The 23,497-nt window shown below is 71.1% G+C and carries 25 protein-coding genes; 14 read left to right on the top strand and 11 right to left on the bottom strand.

Annotated features, from left to right (window positions below; translation table 11 throughout):
* Positions 1 to 88 precede the first annotated feature (88 nt).
* Together WMF46_RS18280 and WMF46_RS18275 are read left to right on the top strand one after the other, a co-directional pair.
* A complete protein-coding gene (locus WMF46_RS18280; RefSeq protein WP_437986775.1) occupies positions 89 to 415 on the top strand; it encodes a hypothetical protein in 327 nt (108 codons plus the stop codon).
* Positions 412 to 1,272 (top strand): hypothetical protein, encoded by an 861-nt coding sequence (locus tag WMF46_RS18275; protein WP_437986774.1) that lies wholly within the window; start codon positions 412 to 414, stop codon positions 1,270 to 1,272. Before WMF46_RS18280 ends, WMF46_RS18275 begins: the two co-directional genes overlap by 4 nt.
* Positions 1,273 to 1,362: 90 nt before the next feature.
* Here WMF46_RS18275 and WMF46_RS18270 read toward each other — a convergent pair whose 3' ends face one another.
* Positions 1,363 to 1,608, bottom strand: coding sequence for a TetR-like C-terminal domain-containing protein (locus WMF46_RS18270; RefSeq protein WP_437986773.1), 246 nt, complete (start codon positions 1,606 to 1,608; stop codon positions 1,363 to 1,365).
* Positions 1,609 to 1,618: 10 nt separating this feature from the next.
* Between WMF46_RS18270 and WMF46_RS18265 the strand changes: the two genes are divergently transcribed.
* Positions 1,619 to 2,131, top strand: a complete 513-nt coding sequence (locus WMF46_RS18265) for a sterol desaturase family protein (protein ID WP_437986772.1) — start codon at positions 1,619 to 1,621, stop codon at positions 2,129 to 2,131.
* Between the two features lie 57 nt (positions 2,132 to 2,188).
* Here WMF46_RS18265 and WMF46_RS18260 read toward each other — a convergent pair whose 3' ends face one another.
* The 4 genes from WMF46_RS18260 to WMF46_RS18245 all read right to left on the bottom strand — a co-directional run bounded on the left by WMF46_RS18260 (position 2,189) and on the right by WMF46_RS18245 (position 6,036).
* Positions 2,189 to 3,139 (bottom strand): STAS domain-containing protein, encoded by a 951-nt coding sequence (locus WMF46_RS18260; RefSeq protein WP_437986771.1) that lies wholly within the window; start codon positions 3,137 to 3,139, stop codon positions 2,189 to 2,191.
* A 61-nt stretch (positions 3,140 to 3,200) separates the two neighbouring features.
* Positions 3,201 to 3,773 carry a hypothetical protein gene (locus WMF46_RS18255; protein WP_437986770.1) on the bottom strand — a complete coding sequence of 191 codons (573 nt, stop codon included), beginning with the start codon at positions 3,771 to 3,773 and terminating at the stop codon, positions 3,201 to 3,203.
* Between the two features lie 2 nt (positions 3,774 to 3,775).
* The gene (locus WMF46_RS18250; RefSeq protein ID WP_437987907.1) at positions 3,776 to 5,125 is read right to left on the bottom strand and encodes a hypothetical protein; all 1,350 of its coding nucleotides are present in this window, start codon (positions 5,123 to 5,125) and stop codon (positions 3,776 to 3,778) included.
* 5 nt (positions 5,126 to 5,130) lie between these two features.
* Positions 5,131 to 6,036, bottom strand: coding sequence for a hypothetical protein (locus WMF46_RS18245; protein ID WP_437986769.1), 906 nt, complete (start codon positions 6,034 to 6,036; stop codon positions 5,131 to 5,133).
* A 159-nt stretch (positions 6,037 to 6,195) separates the two neighbouring features.
* On the opposite strand from WMF46_RS18245, the gene WMF46_RS18240 reads away from it, so the two are divergent.
* Positions 6,196 to 7,047: a DUF350 domain-containing protein gene (locus tag WMF46_RS18240; protein ID WP_437537716.1), complete on the top strand. Its 852-nt coding sequence runs from the start codon at positions 6,196 to 6,198 to the stop codon at positions 7,045 to 7,047.
* Entirely contained in the window at positions 7,044 to 8,288 is a 1,245-nt protein-coding gene (locus tag WMF46_RS18235) for a glutathionylspermidine synthase family protein (protein WP_437986768.1), read from the top strand. The genes WMF46_RS18240 and WMF46_RS18235 overlap by 4 nt, the downstream gene beginning before the upstream one ends.
* A gap of 33 nt (positions 8,289 to 8,321) precedes the next feature.
* Here the strand turns inward: WMF46_RS18235 and WMF46_RS18230 are convergent, their stop codons facing one another.
* The gene (locus WMF46_RS18230) at positions 8,322 to 8,891 is read right to left on the bottom strand and encodes an SgcJ/EcaC family oxidoreductase (RefSeq protein ID WP_437986767.1); all 570 of its coding nucleotides are present in this window, start codon (positions 8,889 to 8,891) and stop codon (positions 8,322 to 8,324) included.
* Positions 8,892 to 9,366: 475 nt separating this feature from the next.
* On the opposite strand from WMF46_RS18230, the gene WMF46_RS18225 reads away from it, so the two are divergent.
* Both WMF46_RS18225 and WMF46_RS18220 read left to right on the top strand, forming a co-directional pair.
* Positions 9,367 to 9,741, top strand: a complete 375-nt coding sequence (locus WMF46_RS18225; protein WP_437986766.1) for a hypothetical protein — start codon at positions 9,367 to 9,369, stop codon at positions 9,739 to 9,741.
* A gap of 81 nt (positions 9,742 to 9,822) precedes the next feature.
* Positions 9,823 to 10,596 carry a hypothetical protein gene (locus WMF46_RS18220; RefSeq protein WP_437986765.1) on the top strand — a complete coding sequence of 258 codons (774 nt, stop codon included), beginning with the start codon at positions 9,823 to 9,825 and terminating at the stop codon, positions 10,594 to 10,596.
* Here WMF46_RS18220 and WMF46_RS18215 read toward each other — a convergent pair whose 3' ends face one another.
* Positions 10,597 to 12,261 (bottom strand): NTP transferase domain-containing protein, encoded by a 1,665-nt coding sequence (locus tag WMF46_RS18215; RefSeq protein WP_437986764.1) that lies wholly within the window; start codon positions 12,259 to 12,261, stop codon positions 10,597 to 10,599.
* A gap of 243 nt (positions 12,262 to 12,504) precedes the next feature.
* On the opposite strand from WMF46_RS18215, the gene WMF46_RS18210 reads away from it, so the two are divergent.
* From WMF46_RS18210 to WMF46_RS18200, 3 genes are read left to right on the top strand one after another with little or no spacing between them, the layout of a single operon-like run.
* Positions 12,505 to 12,966: a (2Fe-2S)-binding protein gene (locus WMF46_RS18210; protein WP_437553406.1), complete on the top strand. Its 462-nt coding sequence runs from the start codon at positions 12,505 to 12,507 to the stop codon at positions 12,964 to 12,966.
* Positions 12,963 to 15,098 (top strand): molybdopterin cofactor-binding domain-containing protein, encoded by a 2,136-nt coding sequence (locus tag WMF46_RS18205; protein WP_437986763.1) that lies wholly within the window; start codon positions 12,963 to 12,965, stop codon positions 15,096 to 15,098. The genes WMF46_RS18210 and WMF46_RS18205 overlap by 4 nt, the downstream gene beginning before the upstream one ends.
* A gap of 9 nt (positions 15,099 to 15,107) precedes the next feature.
* The gene (locus tag WMF46_RS18200) at positions 15,108 to 15,701 is read left to right on the top strand and encodes a hypothetical protein (protein WP_437986762.1); all 594 of its coding nucleotides are present in this window, start codon (positions 15,108 to 15,110) and stop codon (positions 15,699 to 15,701) included.
* A 211-nt stretch (positions 15,702 to 15,912) separates the two neighbouring features.
* Here WMF46_RS18200 and WMF46_RS18195 read toward each other — a convergent pair whose 3' ends face one another.
* From WMF46_RS18195 to WMF46_RS18185, 3 genes are all read right to left on the bottom strand, one after another.
* Positions 15,913 to 16,548, bottom strand: a complete 636-nt coding sequence (locus WMF46_RS18195) for a hypothetical protein (RefSeq protein ID WP_437986761.1) — start codon at positions 16,546 to 16,548, stop codon at positions 15,913 to 15,915.
* Between the two features lie 185 nt (positions 16,549 to 16,733).
* Positions 16,734 to 17,498: a zinc-dependent peptidase gene (locus WMF46_RS18190; protein WP_437986760.1), complete on the bottom strand. Its 765-nt coding sequence runs from the start codon at positions 17,496 to 17,498 to the stop codon at positions 16,734 to 16,736.
* 161 nt (positions 17,499 to 17,659) lie between these two features.
* The gene (locus tag WMF46_RS18185; protein ID WP_437986759.1) at positions 17,660 to 18,646 is read right to left on the bottom strand and encodes an aldo/keto reductase; all 987 of its coding nucleotides are present in this window, start codon (positions 18,644 to 18,646) and stop codon (positions 17,660 to 17,662) included.
* Positions 18,647 to 18,869: 223 nt separating this feature from the next.
* Between WMF46_RS18185 and WMF46_RS18180 the strand changes: the two genes are divergently transcribed.
* The 4 genes from WMF46_RS18180 (at position 18,870) to WMF46_RS18165 (ending at position 22,506) form a co-directional block, all read left to right on the top strand.
* Positions 18,870 to 19,910 carry an AraC family transcriptional regulator ligand-binding domain-containing protein gene (locus tag WMF46_RS18180; protein ID WP_437986758.1) on the top strand — a complete coding sequence of 347 codons (1,041 nt, stop codon included), beginning with the start codon at positions 18,870 to 18,872 and terminating at the stop codon, positions 19,908 to 19,910.
* A gap of 244 nt (positions 19,911 to 20,154) precedes the next feature.
* A complete protein-coding gene (locus tag WMF46_RS18175) occupies positions 20,155 to 20,805 on the top strand; it encodes a DUF47 domain-containing protein (RefSeq protein WP_437986757.1) in 651 nt (216 codons plus the stop codon).
* A 10-nt stretch (positions 20,806 to 20,815) separates the two neighbouring features.
* The gene (locus WMF46_RS18170; protein ID WP_437986756.1) at positions 20,816 to 21,826 is read left to right on the top strand and encodes an anion permease; all 1,011 of its coding nucleotides are present in this window, start codon (positions 20,816 to 20,818) and stop codon (positions 21,824 to 21,826) included.
* 95 nt (positions 21,827 to 21,921) lie between these two features.
* Positions 21,922 to 22,506, top strand: a complete 585-nt coding sequence (locus WMF46_RS18165; protein ID WP_437986755.1) for a hypothetical protein — start codon at positions 21,922 to 21,924, stop codon at positions 22,504 to 22,506.
* Here the strand turns inward: WMF46_RS18165 and WMF46_RS18160 are convergent.
* Positions 22,478 to 23,458, bottom strand: a complete 981-nt coding sequence (locus WMF46_RS18160; RefSeq protein WP_437986754.1) for a hypothetical protein — start codon at positions 23,456 to 23,458, stop codon at positions 22,478 to 22,480. The two genes, WMF46_RS18165 and WMF46_RS18160, sit on opposite strands and share 29 nt — an antisense overlap.
* Positions 23,459 to 23,497: the final 39 nt, after the last annotated feature.

The following is a 23,497-nucleotide window of genomic DNA, read 5'->3' as shown; positions in this document are numbered from 1 at the left end:
ATGATCGCCGGTGCGCCGGTGCGAAGAGCGCCTGCTCACCGGGCGGCCGCGCGTCACGCCGCCGCGAATGACCTGAAGGAGCACAGCCATGGAGCCGAAAATGATCACCAAGCAGCGAGGCATCCGGATGGCAATGCAGATCGCCGCCCTCTCCGTCGGCGCCGGGGCGGCCACCATGGCGCTCGTGGCCTCCGAGGCCAGCGCCGGCGGCGTGACGGACGCAGCCGCCGCCGGCGCGGCCGCGCGCCTGCCCTCCGACGCGCAGGCGGCCGCCTCCCAGGAGCCCGCGATCGGTCCGGAGCCCGTCCGGGTGACCGGCTGGTCCTGCTGGACGCCGATCTCGCGTGGGCCGCTCGCGCCGCCCGTCCAGCCCGACGAGGAGTTCGAGGCGCTTCTGGCCGAGGTCCCGGCGTGACGCCAGCGCCGTTCGTCGACCTCCGCGAGGCGGTGCGGAGGTCCCCGCTCGACCTCCCCGGCGTCGAGGCCCTCACCGACGAGGACCGCGGGCGGGCGCAGGAGCACTGGCGCATCCACATGGCCGCGGAGTTCGCGTCGGCCCGCGTCTTCTCGGGGCTCGTGCCGCAGCTGATGGCGGCCGGGCTCCCCTACGAGGACGTGCGAGAGGTCACCGATATGGCGCGCCAGGAGGTCGAGCACGGCCTGCAATCGGCGCGCGTCCTGGCCGCGCTCGGCGGCGTTCCAGTCTCGGCGCTCCCGCCCCTCGACCCGGTGCCCGCGCACGACGGGCTCCCGCCCCTCGAGGCTGTCCTGCGAAACGTGATCGCGATCAGCTGCTGCGGCGAGACCCTCGCCGTCGCGGTCATCGGCGCCGAGCGCGAGCGCACCGCCATCGCGCAGCTCAGGGAGGTGCTCACGGGCATCCTCGCCGACGAGGTGGGCCACGCGCGCTTCGGCTGGAGGCTGCTTCGCGACGTCGGTCCCGCCCTCGATGGCGAGATGAAGCGCCGCCTCTCCGCCTACCTCGTCGCCGTGTTCGAGCGTGATCTCTGCATCATGCAGGGGTGCGCCGACGGGCCGGAGGCCTCGTTCGCCGCGCTCGCGGTCGGCGCGTCGGACGGGCCGCTCGCGTGGAGCACGTTCCTCGGCACGGCGAACGAGGTGACGATTCCAGGCCTCGAGCGCTGCGGCCTCAAGGCGAGGTGGGCCTTCGAGAAGGCGTGGGCGCGCGCGGGCCTCGCGGGTGAAGCCCCCGCCGCTGCCCCGGAGGGCGCGGCCGGCGTGGTCGAGCGCGCGGGCTGGCTGCGACCGTGAGCGGGTCCTCAGGGCTCGACGTGGATCTCGCCCATCATGCCGCGCTCGCAGAGCTCCAGCATCGGCGTCACGAACGACAACACCGGCGCGTCAGGCACCGTCGCCAGAGGCCCGCTCGTCCGCGAGGACCCGATGCAGCAGCGCCGTGCTCTCCTCCGCCATCCGCTCCGGCGAGCGCGGCATTCCCTTGTGGACCCAGCTCGTCATCAGCCGCACCAGCGCCGCCGCCGCCTCGCAGCGGAGCATGAACAGGGCCCCCTCCTCCGACGCCATCCGCGGAGCGTACAGGCAGCAGATGCTGCCCTGAAGGATGTCCTCCAGGGAGCGCGTCAGCACCCGCTCGCTCGTGGTCTTCGAGCTGCTTCAGTACGGGTTCCATCGCCTCAGCCACGAAGGCAACGGAGCCCTGGGGCGCTTCTTGTGGAAGGTCCACCTGGCGCATCACCTTCCGGATCGCGTGTACGTGGTGATGCACGGCGTGTTTCACCCTCTCAACGCGCTCATCTCGGCGGTGCTGATCCAGTCGACCCTGCTGTTCTTGGGGCTGTCGCCGCAGGCCGTCTTCGCGGCGATGTTGCTCATCGATCTGCAGACGATGATTTCGCACTTCAACGTCGACATCCGCGCCGGATTCCTGAATTACGTGTTCGTCGGCACCGAGCTGCACCGCTATCATCACAGCGCCGACATCGACGAGGCCCGGAACTTCGGGACCGTACTTCCGCTGTGGGATCTGGTCTTCGGGACGTTCGTGTACCGGCCGGACGCGGCCCCGCGCCGCCTGGGCGTCGACCGCTCCGCGGGCTATCCGCCGTCGCAGCAGTTCTGGAAGGTGCTGGCCCTGCCGTTCCGACGCTGACTCAACTCGGTCGGGAACGCGTGAACGGTCGCTCGCCTGGGCGCGCTCGGCGGCCCCTCAGCGCCCGGCCGCCCGGCGTGCCCGCAGCGCGTGGTCGATGCCGCTCTCGAGGGTGCTGCGGACGACGGCGACGCCGTGGAGGCTCTCCTCGATGGCGGCGATGACCCGGGCCATCTGCGGCTGGACGCCGGTGAGCACCACCTCGGCGCCGAGCAGGCGCACGGCCTTGGCGATCTGGACCAGCCCCTGGGCGACCTCTTGCCCGGCGCCGGTGACGCCGGTGACGTCGAGGATCGCCGTGCGGGCCCCGCGCTGGACCACGCCGTCGAGGAGGGTCTCGAGCACCTGGCGGGCGCGATCCCTGTCAAAGTCGCCGACGAGGGGCATGGCCAGCACGCCTTCGGCGATGGGGATGAGCGGCGTGGAGAGGGCGCGCAGCGCGGCCTCCCGCGTGCGCTGTATCTCCTCCTGGAGCCGCCGGTTCTCCTCCTCGGCCGCCTGGCGATCGAGGAGCTCGAGCTGCTGCCGGGTCACGTCGCGGTGCGTCTCGATGACGTATTGCGCGCCCGCCTCGTCGGTGACGGGGAAGAAGAGCGTGTCAATCCATAGCTTGATGTCGTAGGCGCCCGGCAAGCCCACGCGGGAGACATCAACGAGCTTCGGCTCCAGCTCGACGATCTCGCCCTGCGCCGCGCGCAGGAACCCCGCCGCGAATCCCCCCTCGATGGCCTGCTCGTCGTGGAGGATGTTGTGCAGCTTGGTCTCCGGCGTCGGCGGCTCGACCCCCGTGGCCGCATAATGTAGCCGGTTGGCGCCGATGGACGCGCCATCCGCGCGACGGACGACGATGCCGATGGGGAAGTGCTCGAATATCTGGCGATAGGGGAGATGAAACGCGAGATCCGGGTCGTCGCTCCCGCGCTCCTTTTCGAGCTCGGCGACGCGCTGCCTGAGGCGGTCGTTCTCGCTCCGGAGCGCCGCGATCGTGTCCAGCTCGGTTTCATCCATCACGCATCGACCTCGCTCGACCCACCAGACAACGACGGGCGACTCGCTGGGCTACACGGTGTTACACGATCTTCCGCAGGTAGTGGAACTTGGGATCCGTCAGATCGTCGGCCGTCAGCGCCCAGCCCTCGTCCCGCGGGATCAGGTAGATGACATCCGACTTCACGCTGGCGAAGCTCACGTGACCGAGGTTCTGGAGGATGTGGCCAAACACGTCGCGGCGCCACAGGCGGTCCTTGGGGATGTCGCAGACCGTGCGGAGCATCCGATCCGTGGGTGAGCCCTGGATCAGCAGGAACGCCATCGTGAAGGTCAGGTAGCGGGGCTGGCCGCGGTACGGGTCCGGCGTCCCCGACGGGCCCTTGCGCGCGCCCTCCTCCGTGATCATGCCGCGGGACCACATGCCGTAATCGTTGAGCGCCCGGGAGTCGTTATCGAAGTAGTCCCAGCACCCCTTCTCGAGGGCGTGCAGATTCGACAGCAGCGCCATCTGCGCGCGGCGGTACTGGTACCACTTGTATTGCAGGCTCATCTTCTCGAACTGGACCTGGACGGCATCGTGCAGCGCGCGCTGCAGCGTGCTCCCCGGGTCCATGCGCGCGCACACCTCCATCGCGAAGATCGAGTGCTCCACGGTCAGCCTCCGTATCCGCCCGAAGCCCGGTTCCACGAGCCGCTCCGGCTGAGGGCCGCGCCGAGGATCACGCCGGTGCCGAGCGCCACGACGACTGGCACCGTCCCGAAGCCGTCCGGGATCGGCGACACCCCGCTCGATGCGGTGCCGCTCGAGAACGGCGTCGCGCGCTGCGTCGGCACGTACAATTTGCCCGGCCTCGGCGCGCTCGGCTCGACCGGCGCCGGGCGAGGGGGCGGCCCCCACGGATAGTCGTTCCAGAACCAGCCGTGCGACGCGGCGCGGCCGCCATAGTAGTAAGGAGGCCAGTCCTCCGTCTCGTTCGCGGGCTTCGGCTCCGCCGGGTCGGCGGCAAAGACGTTCGCGGCCATCAACCCGACATCGAGCCGGCGCGACCGGAACGCAACGAAGTCGTCGTTGAGGTCGTCCGACTCGGTCGTGTCCCTCTCCGTGGGCACCACGACCAGCACATGGCGAACCCCTCGGTCCCAGAGCGCATCGGCGGACGGCAGCCTCGCGACATGCCGGTTGTCGAACTGCATGGCGTCGTCCGAATAGGGCGAGAGCCGCTGTCGATCGAGGACGAACATCGTCGCGCGGGGGCCGGGAACCGAGCGGGTGAAGAGCGGCTGGTAGTACGCCGCCGCGGCGAGCGTCAGGTGCGCCTTGACGACGCCCCGCGGGTGCGGCCAGTTGTCGAACGTGAACACCGGGTCGAACGCCTCCGCCGCGCCCGCGGCGAAGGCCACCGACTCGGGGCCGTCGAGATCCACGATGACCGCGATGTCGCGGCGAAGGCCGCTGTCCGTCCGGGCGGCGAGGAGGAGCGACGCGAGCGCCTTGCCGCTCCGGTAGGCGCGGTCCATCGCCGGCGTGAAGATCGGCCGGAGCACGTCGCCGAGCGGCGTGATGGGCGCCGGATCTCCCTCGGCGACGAGCGTGGGCACGGCCGACGGCGACTCGAACAGCGCGGGCACGTAGTAAGCGCGCGCGCCCTCGTCCGCCGGCCTGAGGTCGGTGGACATCCTCGCGAGCGCGGCCCGGTCGAACGGCTTCTTCGACTCGCCGTCGAACGTCACGCTCTCCTGCGCGGCGCCGAAGCTCCAGCCGAAGGTCCGCTGCATGTCGAGCGCCCGCTTCCTCTGCACCGCGGTCTCATCGTCCGAGCACCCGTCCGCGGCCACGGCGATCGCTGCCGCCACGCCGACGAGCCCGACCGCGCCGAGCGCGGCCAGGATCGCGTTCCGCCGCGACGCGTCCTTCGGCGCGTCGGCCAGGCCCTTGTGCCACCAGCGCGCGCCGACGATCCCGGGCTTGTCGAGCACCTCGGCGCGCTCGAACGGCTCGTCCATCTGGCTCACGCGGCGGCCTCCCCGGCGCCCTGCGGCGCGCGCGCGGGCGGCGCGAGCGGCGTGACATCGACCGCCCTGGCATGGTCGCGCCGGAGCGCCTCGATGAACTCCGGCGTGAAGGTGCCGTCGATGCGCACCGAGTACCTGAAGTACGGGTCCGCCTCGACGCCGTGGTAATCGTGATCGTTGAACCAGTAGGCCCGGCCGGCGACCGCCGTCTTCCGCCGCGCCCGCTCGTCCCACAGGAACAGGCGCTTGTTGCCCGCGGGACAGAGCGTGATGAAGTGATCGGGCTCGCTGTCCGGCGCTCTCCCCTCCCCGTCGTGGTGCACCGTGCCGTGATCGTTGGCCTCGAGACCCATGATGTTGCAGCGCCCTATCGACGCGAACGGCAGGCGCTTCACGTAGGCGATCGTCCTCGGGAAGAACGACTTCGCCAGGCGGGTGAAGTCCTTGCCTTCACTCCGGCTCTTGTCGCTCCAGGTGCGGTTCGGGATGAGCTCGACATAGACCTTCCAGGGGAAGTAGACCCCATGACGGAACTTGAGCCACAGCATCTGCCGCCGGGAGAGCGGGATATCGCGCTCCTCGCCGAACTCGAGCGCGGCGCGCGCGGAGCTCTCGATCGACGAAGGGTCGTCCGAGAGGCGCTGGAACGTGGCGAACTCCTCGTCGCCGAGGCCGCGGATCACCTCGCCGTAGTCGGCGAACGCCTCGCCGCTGCGCGAAGGCGGCATGATGCCCATCGTCCGGTGGCTGCCGCCGGTGTAATCGATCGGCACCTGCGTGAGCCCGAGGCAGATCTCCTCGTGGATCTCGTCGAGCGGGGCGAGGTCGAGGTACGGCTCGAGATCGATATAGGGTCGCGCGAAGATGCCCTGGATGCCGGAGTCACAAGGAGGTTCGACCATGGGTCCGCCGCCGGAGCCGGGGCGTCACAGCCCGGCAGGCCTACCCATATCACAAAGCCCGGGGCGCCCCGCAAACCCCGAAACCCGCCCGCGCCTCGCGGCGGCGTGACGGGAGGCTTGGGCTTGTGAGGGCGCGGCGCGTTCTGTAGCGTGCGTCCCATGGATCTGTCCTACGTCATGGGGTTCGGGCTGGGCACCACGCTCGCTCTGCTCGCCCTGCTGCGCATCGGGCAGAGGGTCTTCTCACCGGCGCACACGGTCGCCCGCGATCTCACGGAGAGCAACGCCGCCCGCCGGCTGCTCACGGTGGGCCAGGTCCTCGCGGTGTTCCTCGTCGCCGCGAACGCCGTGAAGAACTGCCTCGAGGGCGAGGGCTTCGCGCGCGACCTGCTCTGGGTGAGCGCGTTCGCCGTCGTGGGCCTGCTCCTGGTGCTCGCGACCGGCCAGCTCGGGATCCGCCTTCTGCTCAGGGCGCGGCTCCCGGCCGAGATCGAACGCGGCAACGCGGCCGCGGGGCTCGCGGCGGGCGCGCACTACGTGGCGACCGGGCTCATCACCTCGCGCGCGATCGCGGGCAAGGATCTCGGCGATCTCGCGATCTCCCTCGGCTTCTTCGTCCTCGCGCAGATCACGCTGCACGTGTTCATCTCGCTCTTCCGGGCGCTCACCACGTACGATGACGCCGAGCAGATCCAGGGAGAGAACCTCGCCGCCGCGCTGAGCTACGCCGGCGCCTCGATCGCCGTGGCGATCATCATCGCGCGGGCGCTGGAGGGCGACTTCGAGGGTCTCTTCATCTCGCTGAAGGGCTATGGCGGGGTGCTGCTCTATCTGTTCGCCCTCTACCCTGTGCGGCAGCTCCTTGTGCAGAGCGTGCTGCTCGGCGCGCCGCTCGCGCTGCGCGGCGGCCGCCTCGACGCGGGCATCGCGGCCGACCGCAACGAGGGGCTCGGCGCGCTCGAGGCGACGACCTACCTCGCGACCTCGATCGCCATCGCGCGCCTCCTATGACCTCCGCTGACCGCGCCTACGACGCCTTCGCCGCGAAGATCGTCGACACGGGCCTCATCACCGACCCCTGGTTCGACGGCGCCCCGCGCTTCCGGGAGGAGCCGGTGTTCGTCACGGCCGCCGAGCAGCGCGCCCTGTACCGCGCGGCCGAGGAGGTCGCGGCCGTCTACAACGAGCTTTGCCTGATCGTCGCGGACGAGCCGTCGCTGCTCGACGACTTCTTCTGTCTGACGCCCTGTCAGAAGGCGATGTGGCTCTCGTCACAGCCGCTGTGGCACGGCATCGCGCGCGCCGACGTCTTCCTGACGGACGAGGGCCCGGCGATCGCCGAGCTGAACTGCGACACGCCGACGGGCGAGGCGGAGGCGGTCGTGCTGAGCGCGCTCGCTGCGCCGGACCACCCGGGCGCGCGCGACCCCAACGGCGAGCTCGGCGCCCGGTTCTGCGCGATGGTGGACGAGGTCGCCCGCGCGCTCCTCGGCGAGGCCGCGACGCGGCGCCTCGGCTTCGTTTATCCGACGGAGTTCACCGAGGACCTCTCGGTCATCCGCCTCTACCAGCGCTGGCTCACGGAGCGCGGGTATTCCGTGCTCCTCGGCTCGCCGTACAACCTCGGCCACGACGATCGCGGCCTGTCGCTCTTCGACGTCCCCTTCTCGGTCCTCTTGCGCCATTACAAGACGGACTGGTGGGGAGAGCGCTCGAGCGTGTGGATCGACGAGCAGATCCCCGACGCCGAGCCGCTCGCCGGCCCGCTCGGCGCCGTGCTGTCCGCCGCGGCCGACGGGCGCGCCGCGATCCTGAACCCGCTCGGCGCCGTGCTGCCGCAGAACAAGCGCTCGATGGCGTTCATGTGGGAGCACCTCCATCGCTTCTCGCCGCACGCGCAGTCGGTGATCCAGCGTCACGTCCCGGTGACGTCGCGGCTGGAGACGGTGCACCCCGAGCTGCTCCTCGCGCAGCGCGAGGAGTGGGTCCTGAAGAGCGATTACGGCGCCGAGGGAGAAGAGGTGATCCTCGGGCGCCACACCCCCGACGAGGTCTGGCGCGCGTCCCTGGCCAAGGCCCGGGAGGGGCGGTGGATCGCGCAGCGGTACTTCTCCGCCCTGGAGAACGCGCGGCGCGAGTCGGTCAACTACGGCATCTACCTCATCGCCGGCGAGGCGTGCGGCATCTACGCGCGCGTCCAGGCCGGGATGACGGACGTTGCCGCGCTGAGCGCGCCGGCGCTCGTGCGGTAGGCGCGTTCGCAGGGCGGACGCGCCCGCGGGCGGCTACTGGGCGGGTCGGGCCGGGGCATCCATGGCGCGCACAGCGCGGAACGCGTCGGCCGTGGCCTGCGTGTTCTGCGTCGTCACGATCTGGAGCCGGTCCCCCGCGCGCCGCGCCACGTGCACAAGGATGCCCTGCATGTCGGGCACGGGCTGGCCATCCGGGGTGACGACGCCCGTCAGCTCCCATGCCCAGCGGACCACCGCGATGTCCGGCGCGACGAAGCGTGTCTCGACACGCACGCTGGCGAGCCGGCTCTTTGCAAAGACGCTCTTGTGAATGCCGACGTGATTCGCCCGGATCTCCTCCCGCCCATGCCACCACATCCCGAAGATGTTCACGAAATCGGCGTCCTCCGCTTGAAGCGCGGCGAACGCATCCATGTCGTGCCGGTTCCAGGCGTCGTTGAAGGCGGCGACGAGCTGCTCCCCCAGCGCCGCCTGCTCGCGGGCGTCGGGCGCCGCCGCCGCGATGGCCGGCGCTGGCGCCGCCGGCGCGACAGGCTGGGGCGTCGCGGGGGCGCACGCGAGGACCAGGAGCGGGAGCGCAGCCAGGGCGAGGGCTCTATGCATGGTACGCCCCTTACTGCGAACCGGCGCGAGACGTCAACCAGCGGCGCGCTCGATCCTGGCTGCGGGTCAACCTGCTGTCCTCGCGGGCGGTAGAGGTGCCTCGATCACGTGGAACAGGCGTCGACTCGCTCGCACCGTCATCGAGGATCAGCGCTCGGCGGAATCGTAGGTTGCCAGGGCGGCCGCGGATAGGTACGCTTGGGTTTCCGCTGGGTCCGCCGCGCGCGCTGCCCGGCGGTGCTGTTGAGGCGATGAGCTGCGCTTGCGATCACAGGTTCTTGAAGGAGCTCGCGTTCACCGCGCACCGCGATGTCAGCCTGACCTCATGATGTCGATCGCCGGACTGAGCCGACGCGCGTTACGAGCCCGGTTCCTGGAGTCGATGACGCCCGCCTTCGTGGACAGCCGGCCGGTGGCGTTCGAATCGTTGTCGGTTCGCGCGATGAACTTCGGCCAGCATTGGCGTACCCCGGACGTGCCCCTGATTTCTTACTCCCTGGAGCTCCCCGGCGCCTACTTCGTTGCTTTCCTGGCAGAGCCCGAGCAGCTTCCAGCCCTCATCGAGGACACGAGGCGCTTTCCCGAGCCCACGGAGGCGCTCGACAGGGCGCTCATCGACACGGGCTTCCCGGGCGCCGCAGACGCAGTGAAGAACCCCGTCCTCGCCAGGGAGCTCGCGCGCTTCTTCGCGCACGAGGCGCTCCTCCGCTGGCTCGGCGATGGGCCGCCGGAGCTGGAGCCAGGTTTCGTTCTCAATTCGGTCGACAAGGTTCTCCTTGGCCCCACCGGTTTGTTGCTCGAGGGCCAAGGTCGGACGTCCGGTATCACGGTCGCGTACCAGGATGTCTGAGGAAGCCCCCCAAGTTGACATTCCCATGACCGGGGCGCGACGACCCGGCGACCCGACCCAGGTTGACGGATGAGGAGAGAGATGCATCGATTTGTCTTCAGAACGTGCGGAACCCTGGCCACGATATGCCTGCTCACGCTCGTGGCGTGCGGTGACGACGAGGCCTCCGACGAGACGTCGACGTCGGGGAGCGGGGGCGCCGGCGCTTCAGGCTCGGCGGCCTCGACAGGCTCGGGCGGGGCTGGCGGGTCAGGTGAGGGAGGCGGGGGCGGCGGCGCGACGGGCTGCACAGGGCTCATTGGCCGCGTCCCCATGCCGGAGCTCGGTCCGTGGATGTATGGGCCTCATCCCGGGCCGTGCGCCCAGACGGACACGGAGACGGACACGGGACAGGAGACGTCGTTCGTTTACGAATACGATGGCCAGCGTCTCGTCGGAGCGGTCGAGACGCTGGGCAGCGAAACCCACACACACACCTTCGACTACGAGGGCGAGCGCATGGTCCGCATGACCCGGACCGGCGCGGCCGATACCCGTGTCCTCGAGATCGACTACGACGACGACGCGCGGGCGATCACCTATGGGAACGACGACTACTTCGTCCGATACGACCGCGATGACCAGGGGCGCCCCGCTCAGCTGACGTTCGACCGCTTCGCGGATGATCTGCCGACCATCACGACGGAGATCGTCTACGAGGGTTGTCGTCTCCTCCGCCGGGAGCAGGGGGTGAACCCGCTCGACGGCACGCCCAGCGCATCGATCCCGGCCTTCACCTACGTCTTCGACGGCGATCTGCTGGTCGAGCGCCTCGGGGACACGTCGCGCACGGTTTACGACTACAGCTGCTGGTGATCAGCTCGGCGGGGTCGCCGGCGCGTGGCCGGCGAGCGCGCGCACGTCGTCGGCCGTATCGACGTCGATCGCCCCGCCCACCCAGTCGATCGCCGCGACGTCCTCGACGCGCAGCAGGCGGCCGGCGCCCTGGTCGCCCTGGAGGCGCGAGAGCGCGTCCCAGCGAGATCGGTCGAACACCGCCGGCGCGCCGACGACGCCGTCGAACCGCGACGCGGCGATCGGCGCGCCCGCGAGCCACGCGTCCCGCAGCGAGGTGACGTGCTCGACCGTGAGCAGGGGCTGGTCCGCGAGCGCGATCAGGAGCGCGTCGGCCTTCGAGGCCTCCGCCCACCGGACCGCGGCGCGGACCGAGGAGGCGATGCCCTCTTCCCAGCCATCGTTCGCGATGTGCGCGACCTCCAGATCGCCGAGCGCGCGCGCGACCGCGCCGGCGCTGGCGCCGAGCACGACGCCGACCGGTCCGGAGCGCGCCTCGACGCACGTGGTCGCCACGCGCCGGACGAGCGGCGCTCCGTCGAGCTCGACGAGCTGCTTGGGGCGACCGAGGCGACGTGAGCCGCCGGCGGCGAGCACGACAAGCGCCACGCGCGCGTGCAGAGGCCGGGCGCGCGCGCGGAGCTTTCCCCCCTGCGCCCGGCGCGCGACGGCCTGGAGCTCGCCCACGATCGAGAGCGCGATCTGCTCGGGCGTCTCGGCGCCGAGATCGAGGCCGATCGGCGCGTGGATCCGCGGATCGTCGCCGCGGTGGCCGATCTCGGCGAGGAGATCGCGCGTGCGGCGCGCGGGCCCGAGCACGCCGATGTAGCGGGCGCGCGACGCGAGGGCGACCGCGAGCGCGTCGCGATCCGGCGTGACCTGATGGTGCATGATCACGACGTACGGCTCGGCCGCGGCGTCGATGAGCGCGCGGAGGCGATCCGCCGCGCCGCCGGTCGACACGACGCGATCCGCGGCGCGGAACCGGGCGCCCTGGCGGATCGTGGGACAAGCGACCGTGACCCGGAACCCGACCGACGTCGCGAGCGTGACGACGGACACCGCGTCGTGCCCGCCCCCGAGCACGAAGAGCTGCGGCGACGGCGCGATCTTCTCGACGAGCACGGTGATCCCCAGCCCGTCGAGCTCCACGACGCCAGCCGGCCCGCGCGCCGCGGCCTCGATCGCTGAGCGCGCGGCCGGATCGGTCACCGGGTGCGCGAGCGCGCACGGCGGACCGAACGCGAGGCGCGCTCCGACCCGGACCGCGCCGGCCGTCGAGCGGATCACCGTGACCAGCGTGCCGGCGGTCTCCTCCGCGAAGCAGGCGGCGGCGAACGCGAGCGCGTCGTGGGTCGCGCCGGCCGCGACGTGCTCGAGCAGGACATCGACGACGCCGTTGCAGCCGAGCCCCACCCCCCACGTCTCCCCGTCTTCGGTGGTCGAGTCGTACGTGACCACCACGGCGCCATCGCGGCACCGGTGCTCTCCGCGGAGCACGACGTCGCCCTCGAGGCAGCCGCCGCTCACACACCCGGATACCCAGCGTTCGCCGGCGACCAGCATCCGCGCGCCGGGACGCCGGTACGACGACCCCGACACCCGCACGACCGTCGCAAGGAGAAACGGTGACCGCTCTGCCACCAATGTCGCCGCTTCGCGCACGATCCGCTCAAGCTCGTTCATGCGCTCGGCATCATTCACCCTTCGTGACGCGCCCGCCAGGGCGTTCATCGTCGCTGGCGACGCTGGCGACACTGGTGACGCTGGTGACCGCTCGCCCTCCACGCCGCTCGGCCGCTCGCGGTCGGGGGTGCCAGCGTGGCGTGACAGAGCGCCGGCGAGCCGCGGGGCCGATGGTGAAGAAATGATAAGAACATGTGCAGTCGCTTGACGGCGGCCCAGCCCAAAAGTATGGCCTGAACGGCCATGAAGCTCGATGTCAACGGCGTTGTTCGTGACGTGGATGCCAGTCCGGAGATGCCCCTGCTCTGGGTGCTCCGAGATCTGCTGGGATTGACCGGCACAAAATACGGCTGTGGCATGGCCCAGTGCGGCGCCTGCACGGTCCACATCGACGGCAAACCTGCACGCTCGTGCGTCCTGCCGGTGTCCAGCGTCGGGTCGCGCAAGGTGACGACGATCGAGGGCCTGTCGCCCGACGGGTCGCACGCGGTGCAGCAGGCGTGGGCGCAGGCCGACGTCGTCCAGTGCGGTTACTGCCAGTCCGGGCAGATCATGACCGCGGTCGCCCTGCTCGAACAGAAGCCGGATCCGAGCGACGCCGACATCGACGCTGCGCTGTCCGGCAACGTGTGTCGCTGCGGGACGTACGTTCGTGTGCGCGAAGCGGTGATTCTCGCGTCTAGGCTCAAGCGAGGTGGCAAGTGACCGTCTCCCGGCGTGACTTCTTGCAAGTGACCGCGGGCTCGGCGGCCGGGCTCCTGATCAGCTTCTACGTCCCGCAGGGGGTCCGCGCCGCGCCGAAGGCGGCGCAGCCGCCGCCGCTCTCGCCGAACGCGTTCGTCCGCGTCGGCACCGACGAGTCCGTGACCGTGGTGCTCGCGCACTCCGAGATGGGCCAGGGCATCTGGACCGGGCTCGCGATGCTGATCGCCGAGGAGCTCGAGTGCGACTGGTCGAAGGTGCGGTCGGAGCACGCGCCGACCGCGCCGGTCTACGGCCATCCGGTGTTGCAGTTCCAGATGACCGGGGGGTCGACGACGACGAACAGCGAATTCGAGCGCTATCGCACCGTCGGCGCGATGGCGAAGGACATGCTGCTGCGCGCGGCGGCCGCCCGGTGGAAGGTCTCGCCCGCGGCGTGCACGGCCGCGAACGGCGTCGTCACCCACGGCAAGGACAAGCTGACCTTTGGCCAGCTCGCCGAGGAGGCGATGAAGCTCGCCCCGCCGGCGAAGGTGAAGCTGAAGGACCCCAAGGACTGGAAGCTGATCGGCACCCTCGTGCGCCGCATCGACACGCCGGAGAAGATCACGGGCAAGGCGCAGTTCGGGCTCGACGTGCACTTCCCCGGGCTCCGCACCGCCGTGGTGCTCCGCCCGCCGGCGTTCGGCGCCAAGCTCGTCAAGTTCGACGCCGCCGACGCCCTCAAGGTGCCCGGCGTCGAGAAGGTCGTCCCCACCGCGAACGGCGTCGCCGTCGTCGCCGCGCATTTCTGGGCCGCCAAGCTCGGGCGCGACGCGCTCCGCGCCGAGTGGACGCAGCCCGAGGGAGGCGGGGCCGACAGCGCCAAGCTGCTCGCCGAGTTCCACGCGAAGGCGCGGACGCCCGGCACCGTCGCCGCCAGCGTCGGCAAGGTGGAAGACGCGCTCGCCGCGGCCAAATCCCGGCTCGAGGCGGAGTACGACGTGCCCTACCTCGCGCACGCGCCGATGGAGCCGCTCAACTGTACGGTCAAGATCGACGGCGATCGCTGCGAGATCTGGACCGGCACGCAGTTCCAGACCGGCGACCAGATGGCCGCGGCGAAGATCCTCGGCACGACGCCCGACAAGGTCCAGATCCACACGACGTTCCTCGGCGGCGGCTTCGGGCGGCGCGCCAGCCCCGTGGCGGATTTCGTCGGGGAGGCCGTGATCGTCGCGAAGGCCGCCGGCGTGCCGGTGAAGGTCGTGTGGACGCGGGAGGACGACATGCGCGGCGGCTTTTACCGCCCCGCCTTCGTCCACCGGATCCAGGTCGGCGTCGACGCGCGCGGCCTGCCGGCGGCGTGGGATCAGGTGGTCGTGGGCCAGTCGATCGTCGCCGGCACGCCGCTCGAGTCGTTCGTCACGAGGAACGGCGTCGACTTGACCTCGGTGGAAGGGATCGCCGAGTCGCCCTACGTCGAGCGGACGCCCGCGCTCCGCGTGTCGCTGCACTCGCCGAGGACGCCGGTCACCGTGCTGTGGTGGCGCTCGGTCGGCAACACCCACACGGCCTTCGCGGTGGAGAGCATGGTGGACGAGCTGGCGCACGCAGCAGGGCAGGATCCGCTCGCGTACCGCCTCGAGCTGCTCAAGGACAAGCCGCGGCACGCGAACGCGCTGAAGGTGGCCGCCGAGAAGGCCGGCTGGGGCACCGCGCCCGCGCCGGGACGGGCGCGGGGGCTCGCGATGCACGAGTCGTTCGGGTCCATCATCGCCGAGGTCGCAGAGGTCTCGATCGAGAAGGGGCGCATCCGCGTCCACTCGGTCACCTGCAGCGTCGATTGCGGTACGGCGGTGAACCCGCTCGGCATCGAGGCGCAGATCCAGGGCAGCGTCGCTTTCGGCCTCACGGCCGCGCTCTACGGCAAGATCAACATCGCCGAGGGGAAGGTCCAGGAGAGCAACTTCCACGACTATCCCATGCTCCGGATGTTCGACATGCCGCGCATCGCCGTCCATCTCATCCCGAGCAAGGCCAAGATGGGCGGCATCGGGGAGCCCGCCACCGCGCCGATCGCGCCGGCCGTGGCAAACGCAGTGTTCGCGCTGACCAAGCAGCGGCTGCGCTCCCTTCCGTTTCGCCTCGCGTAGGAACTGACCATGATCCGATCCTCTCTTGTCCTCGCCTCTCTCCTCGCCGCGTGCGGGGGACAGACGCCCGGGGCCGCGCCCGCGCCCTCGCCGTCGCCGGTCAGCCGCGAGACCGCCCTCGCCGCGTTCGAGACCGTGCGCGGCGTGCTCCAGCACCCTCGCTGCCAGAACTGTCACCCCGCCGGCGACGTGCCGCTCCAGGGCGACGAGGGCCGTCTGCACACGCAGTTCGTGCTCCGCGGCCCGACAGGCCACGGCATGCCAGGCGCGGAGTGCACGACGTGCCATGGGCCGACCAACCCGCCGAACAGCTTTGGCACGCACGTGCCGCCGGGCGTCTCGAAGGGCTGGCACATGCCGCCGCCCGAGATGCCGATGGTGTTCGTCGGTGTCGCCCCGGGCGCCCTGTGCGAGCAGATCAAGGATCCGAAGCGCAATGGTGGCAAGGACATGGCGGCGTTGCGCGTCCACCTCGAGGATCCCCTCGTGACCTGGGGCTGGAACCCTGGCGCTGGCCGCACGCCCATCCCGACTCCCTACGCCGAGTTCGTCGCTGCATGGGAGACCTGGGCCCGCGCCGGCGCGCCCTGCCCTGGCGGATGAGCAGGTGCATCCACCGCGTGAACAGCGGCGGGTGCGGTGAATGCTGCGTCTGCTCCGCGGCCGGCGTGTGCGTCCAGGCGTGACGCGCTCCTGGAGACCGCGCCCCGGCCCAGATCAGCGTCGGCGGCGGCGCCTGTCTTGGTCCCTCCTCGGCGGCCGGAGGACACGCGACGAGCCTTGGCGCTGACGCCTCTGCCGACGAGGGCGGGCGTCAGTCGACGCTGACGTTTGTCACGGCGGTCCAGTCGTTGCGGCCGTCGGCCGAGACGAAGTGGAAGCGGAGCGTGTCCTCGTGGCGAGCGGTCGAGACGACGGCCGCGCAGGCGCCGACGAAATCGTCCTCGCGGCAGGTGTCGCGGAGATCGCCGCCGTCGTCGAGCACGCCGACGCGCACCGGAGCCGCGTTCTCCCGCAGGTACGGCGCAGCGATGAGCTCGGCGGGCGCCAGCGGTGCGGGCACGGGCGCGTCGAGGTCCCAGAGGCGAAGGTGCTTTGCGTCGGTGAGGTGGGCGTAGAGCCGCTCGACTTCCTTGCCAGCGTCCTCCTCGACGGCGAGGGCGAGAAGCAGGACGCGGTCGTCCTCGCGGGCGCGAGCACGGGCCTTGAACGAGAGCGGCGCGCGCAGCGTGACGACGGCGGGGAAGCGGCCCTCCGGCGGGCGGAAGCGGACCAGGGTGCGGCCCAGCGGACGAGGCGGCGTGAGGCCCGCCGTGCCGCTCGGGTCATGGGGAACGAGGAGGTACGCGGCGAGGAGAAGGACAGGCTCTGGCGCGCCGCGGAGGAGGCCGTCGTGACCGCAAGCGAGCTCGAGGGCGGTGATGTCGAGGCGAAGGCGGAACGAGCGCACGCGCCTCGCGGGCGGCGCGGCGGCCGCAGGCGACGCGGGAGACGCCGGGCGAGGAGCGGAGGACGCGCCGCCCTTGCGGGACCTGCCTTTGCGCTTTCGGGCCATCGGGGGAGCCGGGAGATACCACGACCGGCGGCGCTCGGGCGATCGGCCGCGCGCGGCGACGGCGACGGCGGGCGGCGCCGCTACCGGCCGGCCGGGTCCTGGCAGTAGAACGCCTTCAGCTGCTCGTAGAGCTCCGGGTGCTTCGCCCTGAGCTTTCGAGGCTTCTCGAAGAAGGCCTCGGTGACGACGGCGAAGAACTCGGCCGGGTTCGTCGCGCCGTACGGGTCGATGACCGTGCGCTTGAGGCTCGCCTCGTCGCGGAGGAGGCGCTCGTACTCGCGGCCGAGGATGCGCGCCCACGCCGCGTACATCGAGCGCTCGGGCAGCTCGGGCGCGCCGTCGGCGGGCCCTTCCTCCTGGTCGAGCTGGTGCGCGAACTCGTGGAGCACGAGGTTGTGACCGTCGCTCATGTCCGCCGCGCCCGCGAGCACGCCGTCCCACGCGAGCACGACCGACCCCCGCGACCACGACTCTCCGAGCCGCGCGTGATCGCCCTCGACGACGACGCCCCCCTCCCGCACCTCCCGGCCGCGGGCCACGTAGGTGCTCGGGTAAACGAGGACGACCTCGAGCTCAGGGTAGTAGTCGGTCTCGCGGTGCAAGAGGAGGAGGCACGCCTGCGCCGCCACCGTGACCCGGATCTCGTCGCTGATCTCCAGGCCGCCGCACCCCTCGAACGGCTTCTCGTCCAGAAAGACCTGGATATGCCCGAGGAGCTCCTGCTGGTCCTCGGCCGGAAGGCGGCCGAAGCAGGGCACGTTCCGGTCGAGGATCTCGCGCCACGCGGGAGGAAAGGGCTCACGGCGGACGGCGTCGCGCCGCCGCTTCCTGAGAAAGGCCAGCATCGACGACCACCTTACCCGCTCGCGTGGCGCTGTCGGAAGAGCGGTGAGCGGCCCTCGCGGAGTGCCCGTGCCGCAGCAGCGGATCACCACCGCCTGCTGCCATGGCAGCAACGAGGGTCCACGGCGCCGCCCTGAGCAGGCGTGCCGCCTGCGACGGTTCGTCAGAGCCGGCTCTGCGCCTGCGCCTGCGCGGTCGCCTGCGCCGCGCCGGCCGGGCGCACGCTCGACGCGGGCACCGCCTCCGGCGCCGATCCCGCCTGGCTCAAGCGCCGCTTCGCCTCGGCGACGACCTCGCTCGGCAGGGGGCCCTTCCTCGCGAACTCCAGGTTGTCGCGCAGGTGCTTCGGGTTCCGGGTCCCGACGATCGTGGTGCTGAGTCCCGGGTGCGACAGCGTGAAGCGCAGGGTGAACTCGATCCGGGTCAGGCCATCGAGCAGCTCGTCGAGCCTGGCCCGCTCCCACCGGTCCTGCATCGTGGTGCCCGGCAGCATGTAATTCGTGCGCTGCCAGTCGGTGGGCGCGCCGCGCGCCACGCCGCCGCGGATGATGGTCCCGGCGCCGGCCTGGGCGGCCTTGCTGATCACCTCTTCGTGCTCGCGCTGCAGCGCGGAGTACGGGATCTGGAAGGCGTCGAAGACGCCGAGCTCGATCTGCTCGACCAGGTTGGGCAGCGTGCCCGAGACGCCGAGGAAGCGCACCTTCCCCTCGCTCTTGAGCTTCAGCGCCTCTTCCAGGGCGCCGTCCTGCTCGAACTCCTGCCGGGTGAGGCTCCGGTGAAACTGCACGAGATCGAGGTGGTCCGTCTTCAGCAGGCGCAAGCTGTTCTCCACGCCGTGCCGGATGTTCTGCGCCGTATGCACGTGCTCGCCCTGGGCTCCGCCGACGACGCACCCGCATTTCGAGGCCAGGAAGTACTCGTGCCTGCGGTGCGAGAGGAAACGCCCGATCCGCTCCTCGCTGCGACCGTAGTCGATGGAGATGTCGATGAAGTTGATCCCGGCGTCCAGCACGTCGTTCAGAATGCGCTCCACCTCCTGATCCGAGAGCTCAGGGCCCCGCGGCGCGTCACGCAGCTCCATGGCGCCGAAACCGAGGGTGGTGACGCGGACGCCGGTGCGTCCGAGAAGGCGAGTGGGCAGATCGGTCATGGTCTTCCTCCGAGAGCGAACACGAGCTGGCCGCAACGGCTGGTTGCGCCCCTGAGCGAGGGATGTTGGTATTCCGCGTCACACACACGACGCGCGATTCACGGCTGCGCTGGGCGCCCCCGCAATCTGCATCTGCGGAGTCTGCAAGCGGTGCGCCAAGGGCGGGCCAGGCGGAACGCCGCTTGACGCCGCCGCCCCTCGCAGAAACCCTGGCTCCTCCTCCGTGACCCCGCGCCCCGCGACCCAGCCGGCCACGGTCTTCGCGCAGGCGCTCGGCATCGCGGTCGTGACCGCCTCGCAGCGCGACGGCGTCGCGCCGCCCGAGGTGTGCGCGCGGATCGGCGTCGACCCCGCGGTGCTCGGCCGCCCCGACGCGCGGGTGACGCACGACGAGCTCTGCCGCGCGTGGGCCGCGTTCTCGGCTGCGGACGAGTCGTTCGGCCTGCGCGCCGCGGTGCTCGTCGACGCCGCGCCTCAGTCGCTCGTCGAGTACACGTTCGCGAGCGCGGGCGACGTGCGCGGCGCGGTGCGGGCGTTCCTGCGCTTCCAGCGGCTCATCCACGACGCCGCCGCGCACACGTTCGAGGAGGGGCCGGCCCACGTGACGTTCCGCTTCGCGCTCGCGCCCGGCCACACGGCCCCGAGCGCGGTGTGGGACTACCTCGCGGCGACCACCGTCCTGCGCTTCCGGCGCGCCGCGACGCCCCCGCGCGAGCCCACGGTCGTCCGCCTCGTGCGCCCGCCGCTCCTGGACGACGCGCTCGCGCGCACCGTCTTCCGCGCGCCCATCCGCTACGGCGAGCCGCGCGCCGAGGTCGAGTACCCGAGGGCGCTCCTCGACGCGCGGATGAGCACCACCGACCCGATGCTCTACGCGCTCCTCGCCCAGCAGCTCGAGCGCGCGCTCGGCCTGCCCGCGGGCGAGCACCGCGTGCTGCCGCGCGCCGAGGAGGACGTGCTCGCGCGCGTGCGGCGCGAGCTGCGCACGGCGATCCCGCAGGGCGAGGCCACGCTCGACCACGTCGCGCGCGCCGTCGGCCAGAGCGCGCGCAGCCTCCAGCGCCGCCTGTCCGAGCGCGGGACGAGCTTCCAGGCGATCGTCGACGACGCGCGGCGCGCGATGGCCGAGGAGCTCCTCGCGGCGCACCGCGCGACCGTGACCGAGGCGGCGTTCGCGGTCGGGTTCACCGACGTCGCCGCGTTCACCCGCGCGTTCAAGCGCTGGACCGGCGTGCCGCCCGGCGCGTGGTCCCGCCGCCGCTGAGTTGCTCCCGCGTGGGCGCGACGTCGAGCGCCCCCCGGCGGCGCACGCCCCGACCCACCGCGACCGCCGACGTTCCCCCGCGAGACGCCCGCGACCACGGACACGAGGGTAGATTTTTCTTACCCCCCTACACAACGCTTCGATAAAACCTTACACAGCGGCGGCGGCGGCTGCCCCGCGCGAAGCGTCTCCATCGAGCGTCACGCGCTCGTGCTAGGATGCGCCCGCCCGCCAAGAAAGGTTCATGATGTGGCTCGATCGGGTCATCAAATCGCTCTTACCTCGTGAAGAGCACTTCTTCGACTTGCTCGAGCGGGGCGCCGACTGCGCGCTGCAGAGCGCCAACGTCCTCTCGGAGTGCTGCAGCGCCCGGAGCGCCAGCGAGAGGCAAGCCCTGGTCTCGCGGATCACCGACGTCGAGCACGCCGCCGACGCGGTGATCCGCGACGTCTACGACGCTCTCAACAAGACGTTTGTCACGCCGCTCGATCGCTCCGACATCTACGCCCTGGCGACGGACCTCGAGAACGTCTCCGATCGCGTCCACTCCACGATGATGCGGGTCGTGGTCCACGCCATGGAGGATCTCCCGCCGGCGAGCCAGGAGCTCGCCGCCAAGATCCTGGAAGGGTGCACCGAGATCCACAGCGCCGTCAAGCTGCTCCGGGGGATGAAGCGGGTGTCGGAGATATACCGGCATTGCAAGGCCATCGCCAAGCTCGAGCACGACGGCGATCAGATATTCCGCTCGGCGATCGTCGAGCTCTTCAACACAGAGAAGGACGCCATCCACCTCATCAAGCACAAGGAGTTCCTCGAGGGGCTCGAGAACACGCTCGACGCCTGCGATGACGTCGCCAACGCGCTGGAGGCGCTGGTGATCAAGAACGCCTGAGGGGCGCGCCATGAACACTCTCCTCGTCACGCTGACCCTCGTGATCGTGGTCGCGCTCGTCTTCGACTACATCAACGGCTTCCACGACACGGCCAACGCCATCGCCACGGTGGTGAGCACCGGAGTCCTCCCCATCCGCACCGCCGTGCTGCTCGCGGCGCTGTTCAATTTCGGGGGCGCGCTCACCGGCACGGCGGTGGCGAGCACCATCGGGAAAGGGCTCATCGTCCCTTCGGCGGTGACCCAGGTGGTGGTGCTCAGCGCCCTCGTCGGCGCGATCTTCTGGAACCTCTTCACCTGGTATTTCGGTATCCCGTCGTCGTCGTCTCACGCCCTCGTGGGCGGGCTCGTGGGCGCGGGCGCAGGGCGGGCGGGCACCGCGGCCGTGCAGGGGGCGGGGCTCATGAAGGTGGTCAAGAGCCTGATCATCAGCCCCGTCGTGGGCTTCGCGCTCTCCTTCCTCGGGATGATCGCCATCTTCTGGATCGTCCGGCGCACCCGGCCGGCGGTCGTCAATCGGCGCTTCCGGATCCTGCAGATGGTCTCCGCTGGCTTCATGGCGCTCTCGCACGGGAGCAACGACGCCCAGAAGACCATGGGCATCATCACGATGGCGCTCGTCGCGTACGGCGCGATCCCCTCGGGCCACGGCGACTTCCACGTGCCGCTCTGGGTGGTCTTCGCCTGCGCGACGGCCATGGCCCTCGGCACGGCGGCGGGCGGGGTGCGGATCATCAAGACCATGGGCACCAAGATCATCGACCTCAAGCCGATTCATGGCTTCGCTGCCGAGACCAGCGCGGCGGCGACCATCTTGACCTCGTCGTTCCTGGGGATGCCGGTGTCGACGACACACGTGATCACCGGCTGCATCATGGGCGCGGGCGCGAGCCAGCGGGTGAGCGCGGTGCGCTGGGGCGTGACAACGCGCATCCTCTGGGCGTGGGTGCTCACGATCCCGGTGAGCGCCGTCGTGGCCTGGGCCTGCTACCTCGGGCTCTCGTCGATCCTCGGCGGTTGAGCGTCGCCGCGCCGCGCCGCGCCGCGCCGCCATCGCTGACCGCTGACCGCTGACAGCTGACCGCTCACCGCTGACGCTTCCCAAGGAGGCCCTCCGTGCACCGTCGTCATGCGCTCTGGATCTTCATGCTCTGCCTGGCTCCCCTGCTCGCCGCGTGCGGGCACCCCTGGAAGACCATGCGTGAAGCGGTTCCGAACCCGTTTTACGGCCAGGGGCGCTTCGGGGTCGTCCCGATCGTCTTCTACGGCCTCCAGGTCGGCGACGGCTCCGAGGCCGAATGGATGGCGGAGAAGGACGCCGAGCAGCAGCAGAGCTGGCAGGAGGACAAGGCGGCGATGAACGAGGAGTTCACCGAGGCGCTGATCGCGACGGCGGCGTCGGAGGGCGTCGCCATCGTCAGGGCGAGGAGCGCAGCCGACGCGCCGTTCTTCCTCCGCGCGAACGTGACGTTCTACGAGCCCGGCATCTTCGCGGTCGTGCTCAACAAGAAGACGCGCCTCAAGGCGATGGTGCAGCTCACCGATCCGGCCGGAGGCGTGTTCGACGAGTTCTTGATCGACACCGCGGTGCCAGCCTCGTTGACCAACCCATCGAGCGGAGGGCGCGCGCGGACCGCGGCGAGCCAGCTCGGGAAGCTCGCCGCGAGGTACATCATCCATCGCGTCCGGGGCGAGGACTGAGCGCCGCGATCTGCGCGAGCGTCGCCTCGGCCGACGGCGCGGCGAGCCCCAGCTCCGTCGCCCCGTAGCGCGCGAGCGCCCGGCGGTCTGCCGGCGAGAGCGGCCGCGCGCGGAGCGCCTTCGCCGCCGCGGCGGCGCCCTCACCGCAGGACGCGGGCACGCTCGATCCGTAGCGCAGCGCCCGGTGCGTCCGGATCATCGCGAGCACGTCGAGCGACGCGCCCGCGTAGTGCGCCACCTGATCGAGCAGGAACGCCGCCAGGGGCCGCGGCACGGGCACGCTGTCGAGCGCGTCGGTCACGCGGAGCTCGTAGACGACACGCTGCTTCGACGGCAGGAACGTGGTCCGGTCGAACGTCGCGTCGCACGACAGGAAGATCTGCGACGTCGGGACCAGCACGCGGACGGACGGGGCCACGTCCCACGCGGCGATCGTGTGGTTCCACGTCGGCCAGAAGAGGCCGACCCCGCGGACGTCGAGCCGGCGCGCCAGCCCGGCGAAGAGCGCCGAGAGCTCGTCGCACTCCGCCGTCGCCGAAGGCCCGGCCGACGACGCGAGCGGAGGGCTCTGCCTCCACGCGGCCCAGATGTGCCAGGCGGTCGGGTTGCGATCGGTGATGCTCCAGCGCAGCCGGAACGGACCGCCGTCGCGCGTCATCTCGAAGAGCGTCCGGACGCGCACGTAGTCGCGGACCCGCCCGGCGCCGCACTCGAGCCCGTGCTCCGCGCAGAAGCGCTCGGCGTCGGGGCGCCGCGCGTCGGCGGCGCACGCGTCGATGCGCTCGCCGAGGCGGGCGGCGAAATCGCGCATCGGCAGCGCGTCCGGGAGCGCCTGGCTCTCGGTGGCGGCGCAGGTCTCGGCGCGCGCGGTGGCAGCGGGCGCGGTCAGCGCTGCGGCCAGCGCGAGCGCGAGCAGGTGATGCGGTCCGGGGAGCGAGCGGCGGTTCGGCATCCCCCTTCATCGCGCGGCGGCGGCGGAGTGTGACCGGAT

The organism is Sorangium sp. So ce117, from assembly GCF_051524395.1.
Lineage (GTDB): Bacteria > Myxococcota_A > Polyangia > Polyangiales > Polyangiaceae > Sorangium > Sorangium cellulosum_B.
The sequence above is the reverse complement of the archived record's forward strand: the minus strand, read 5'-3'. Positions and strand labels throughout refer to the sequence as shown.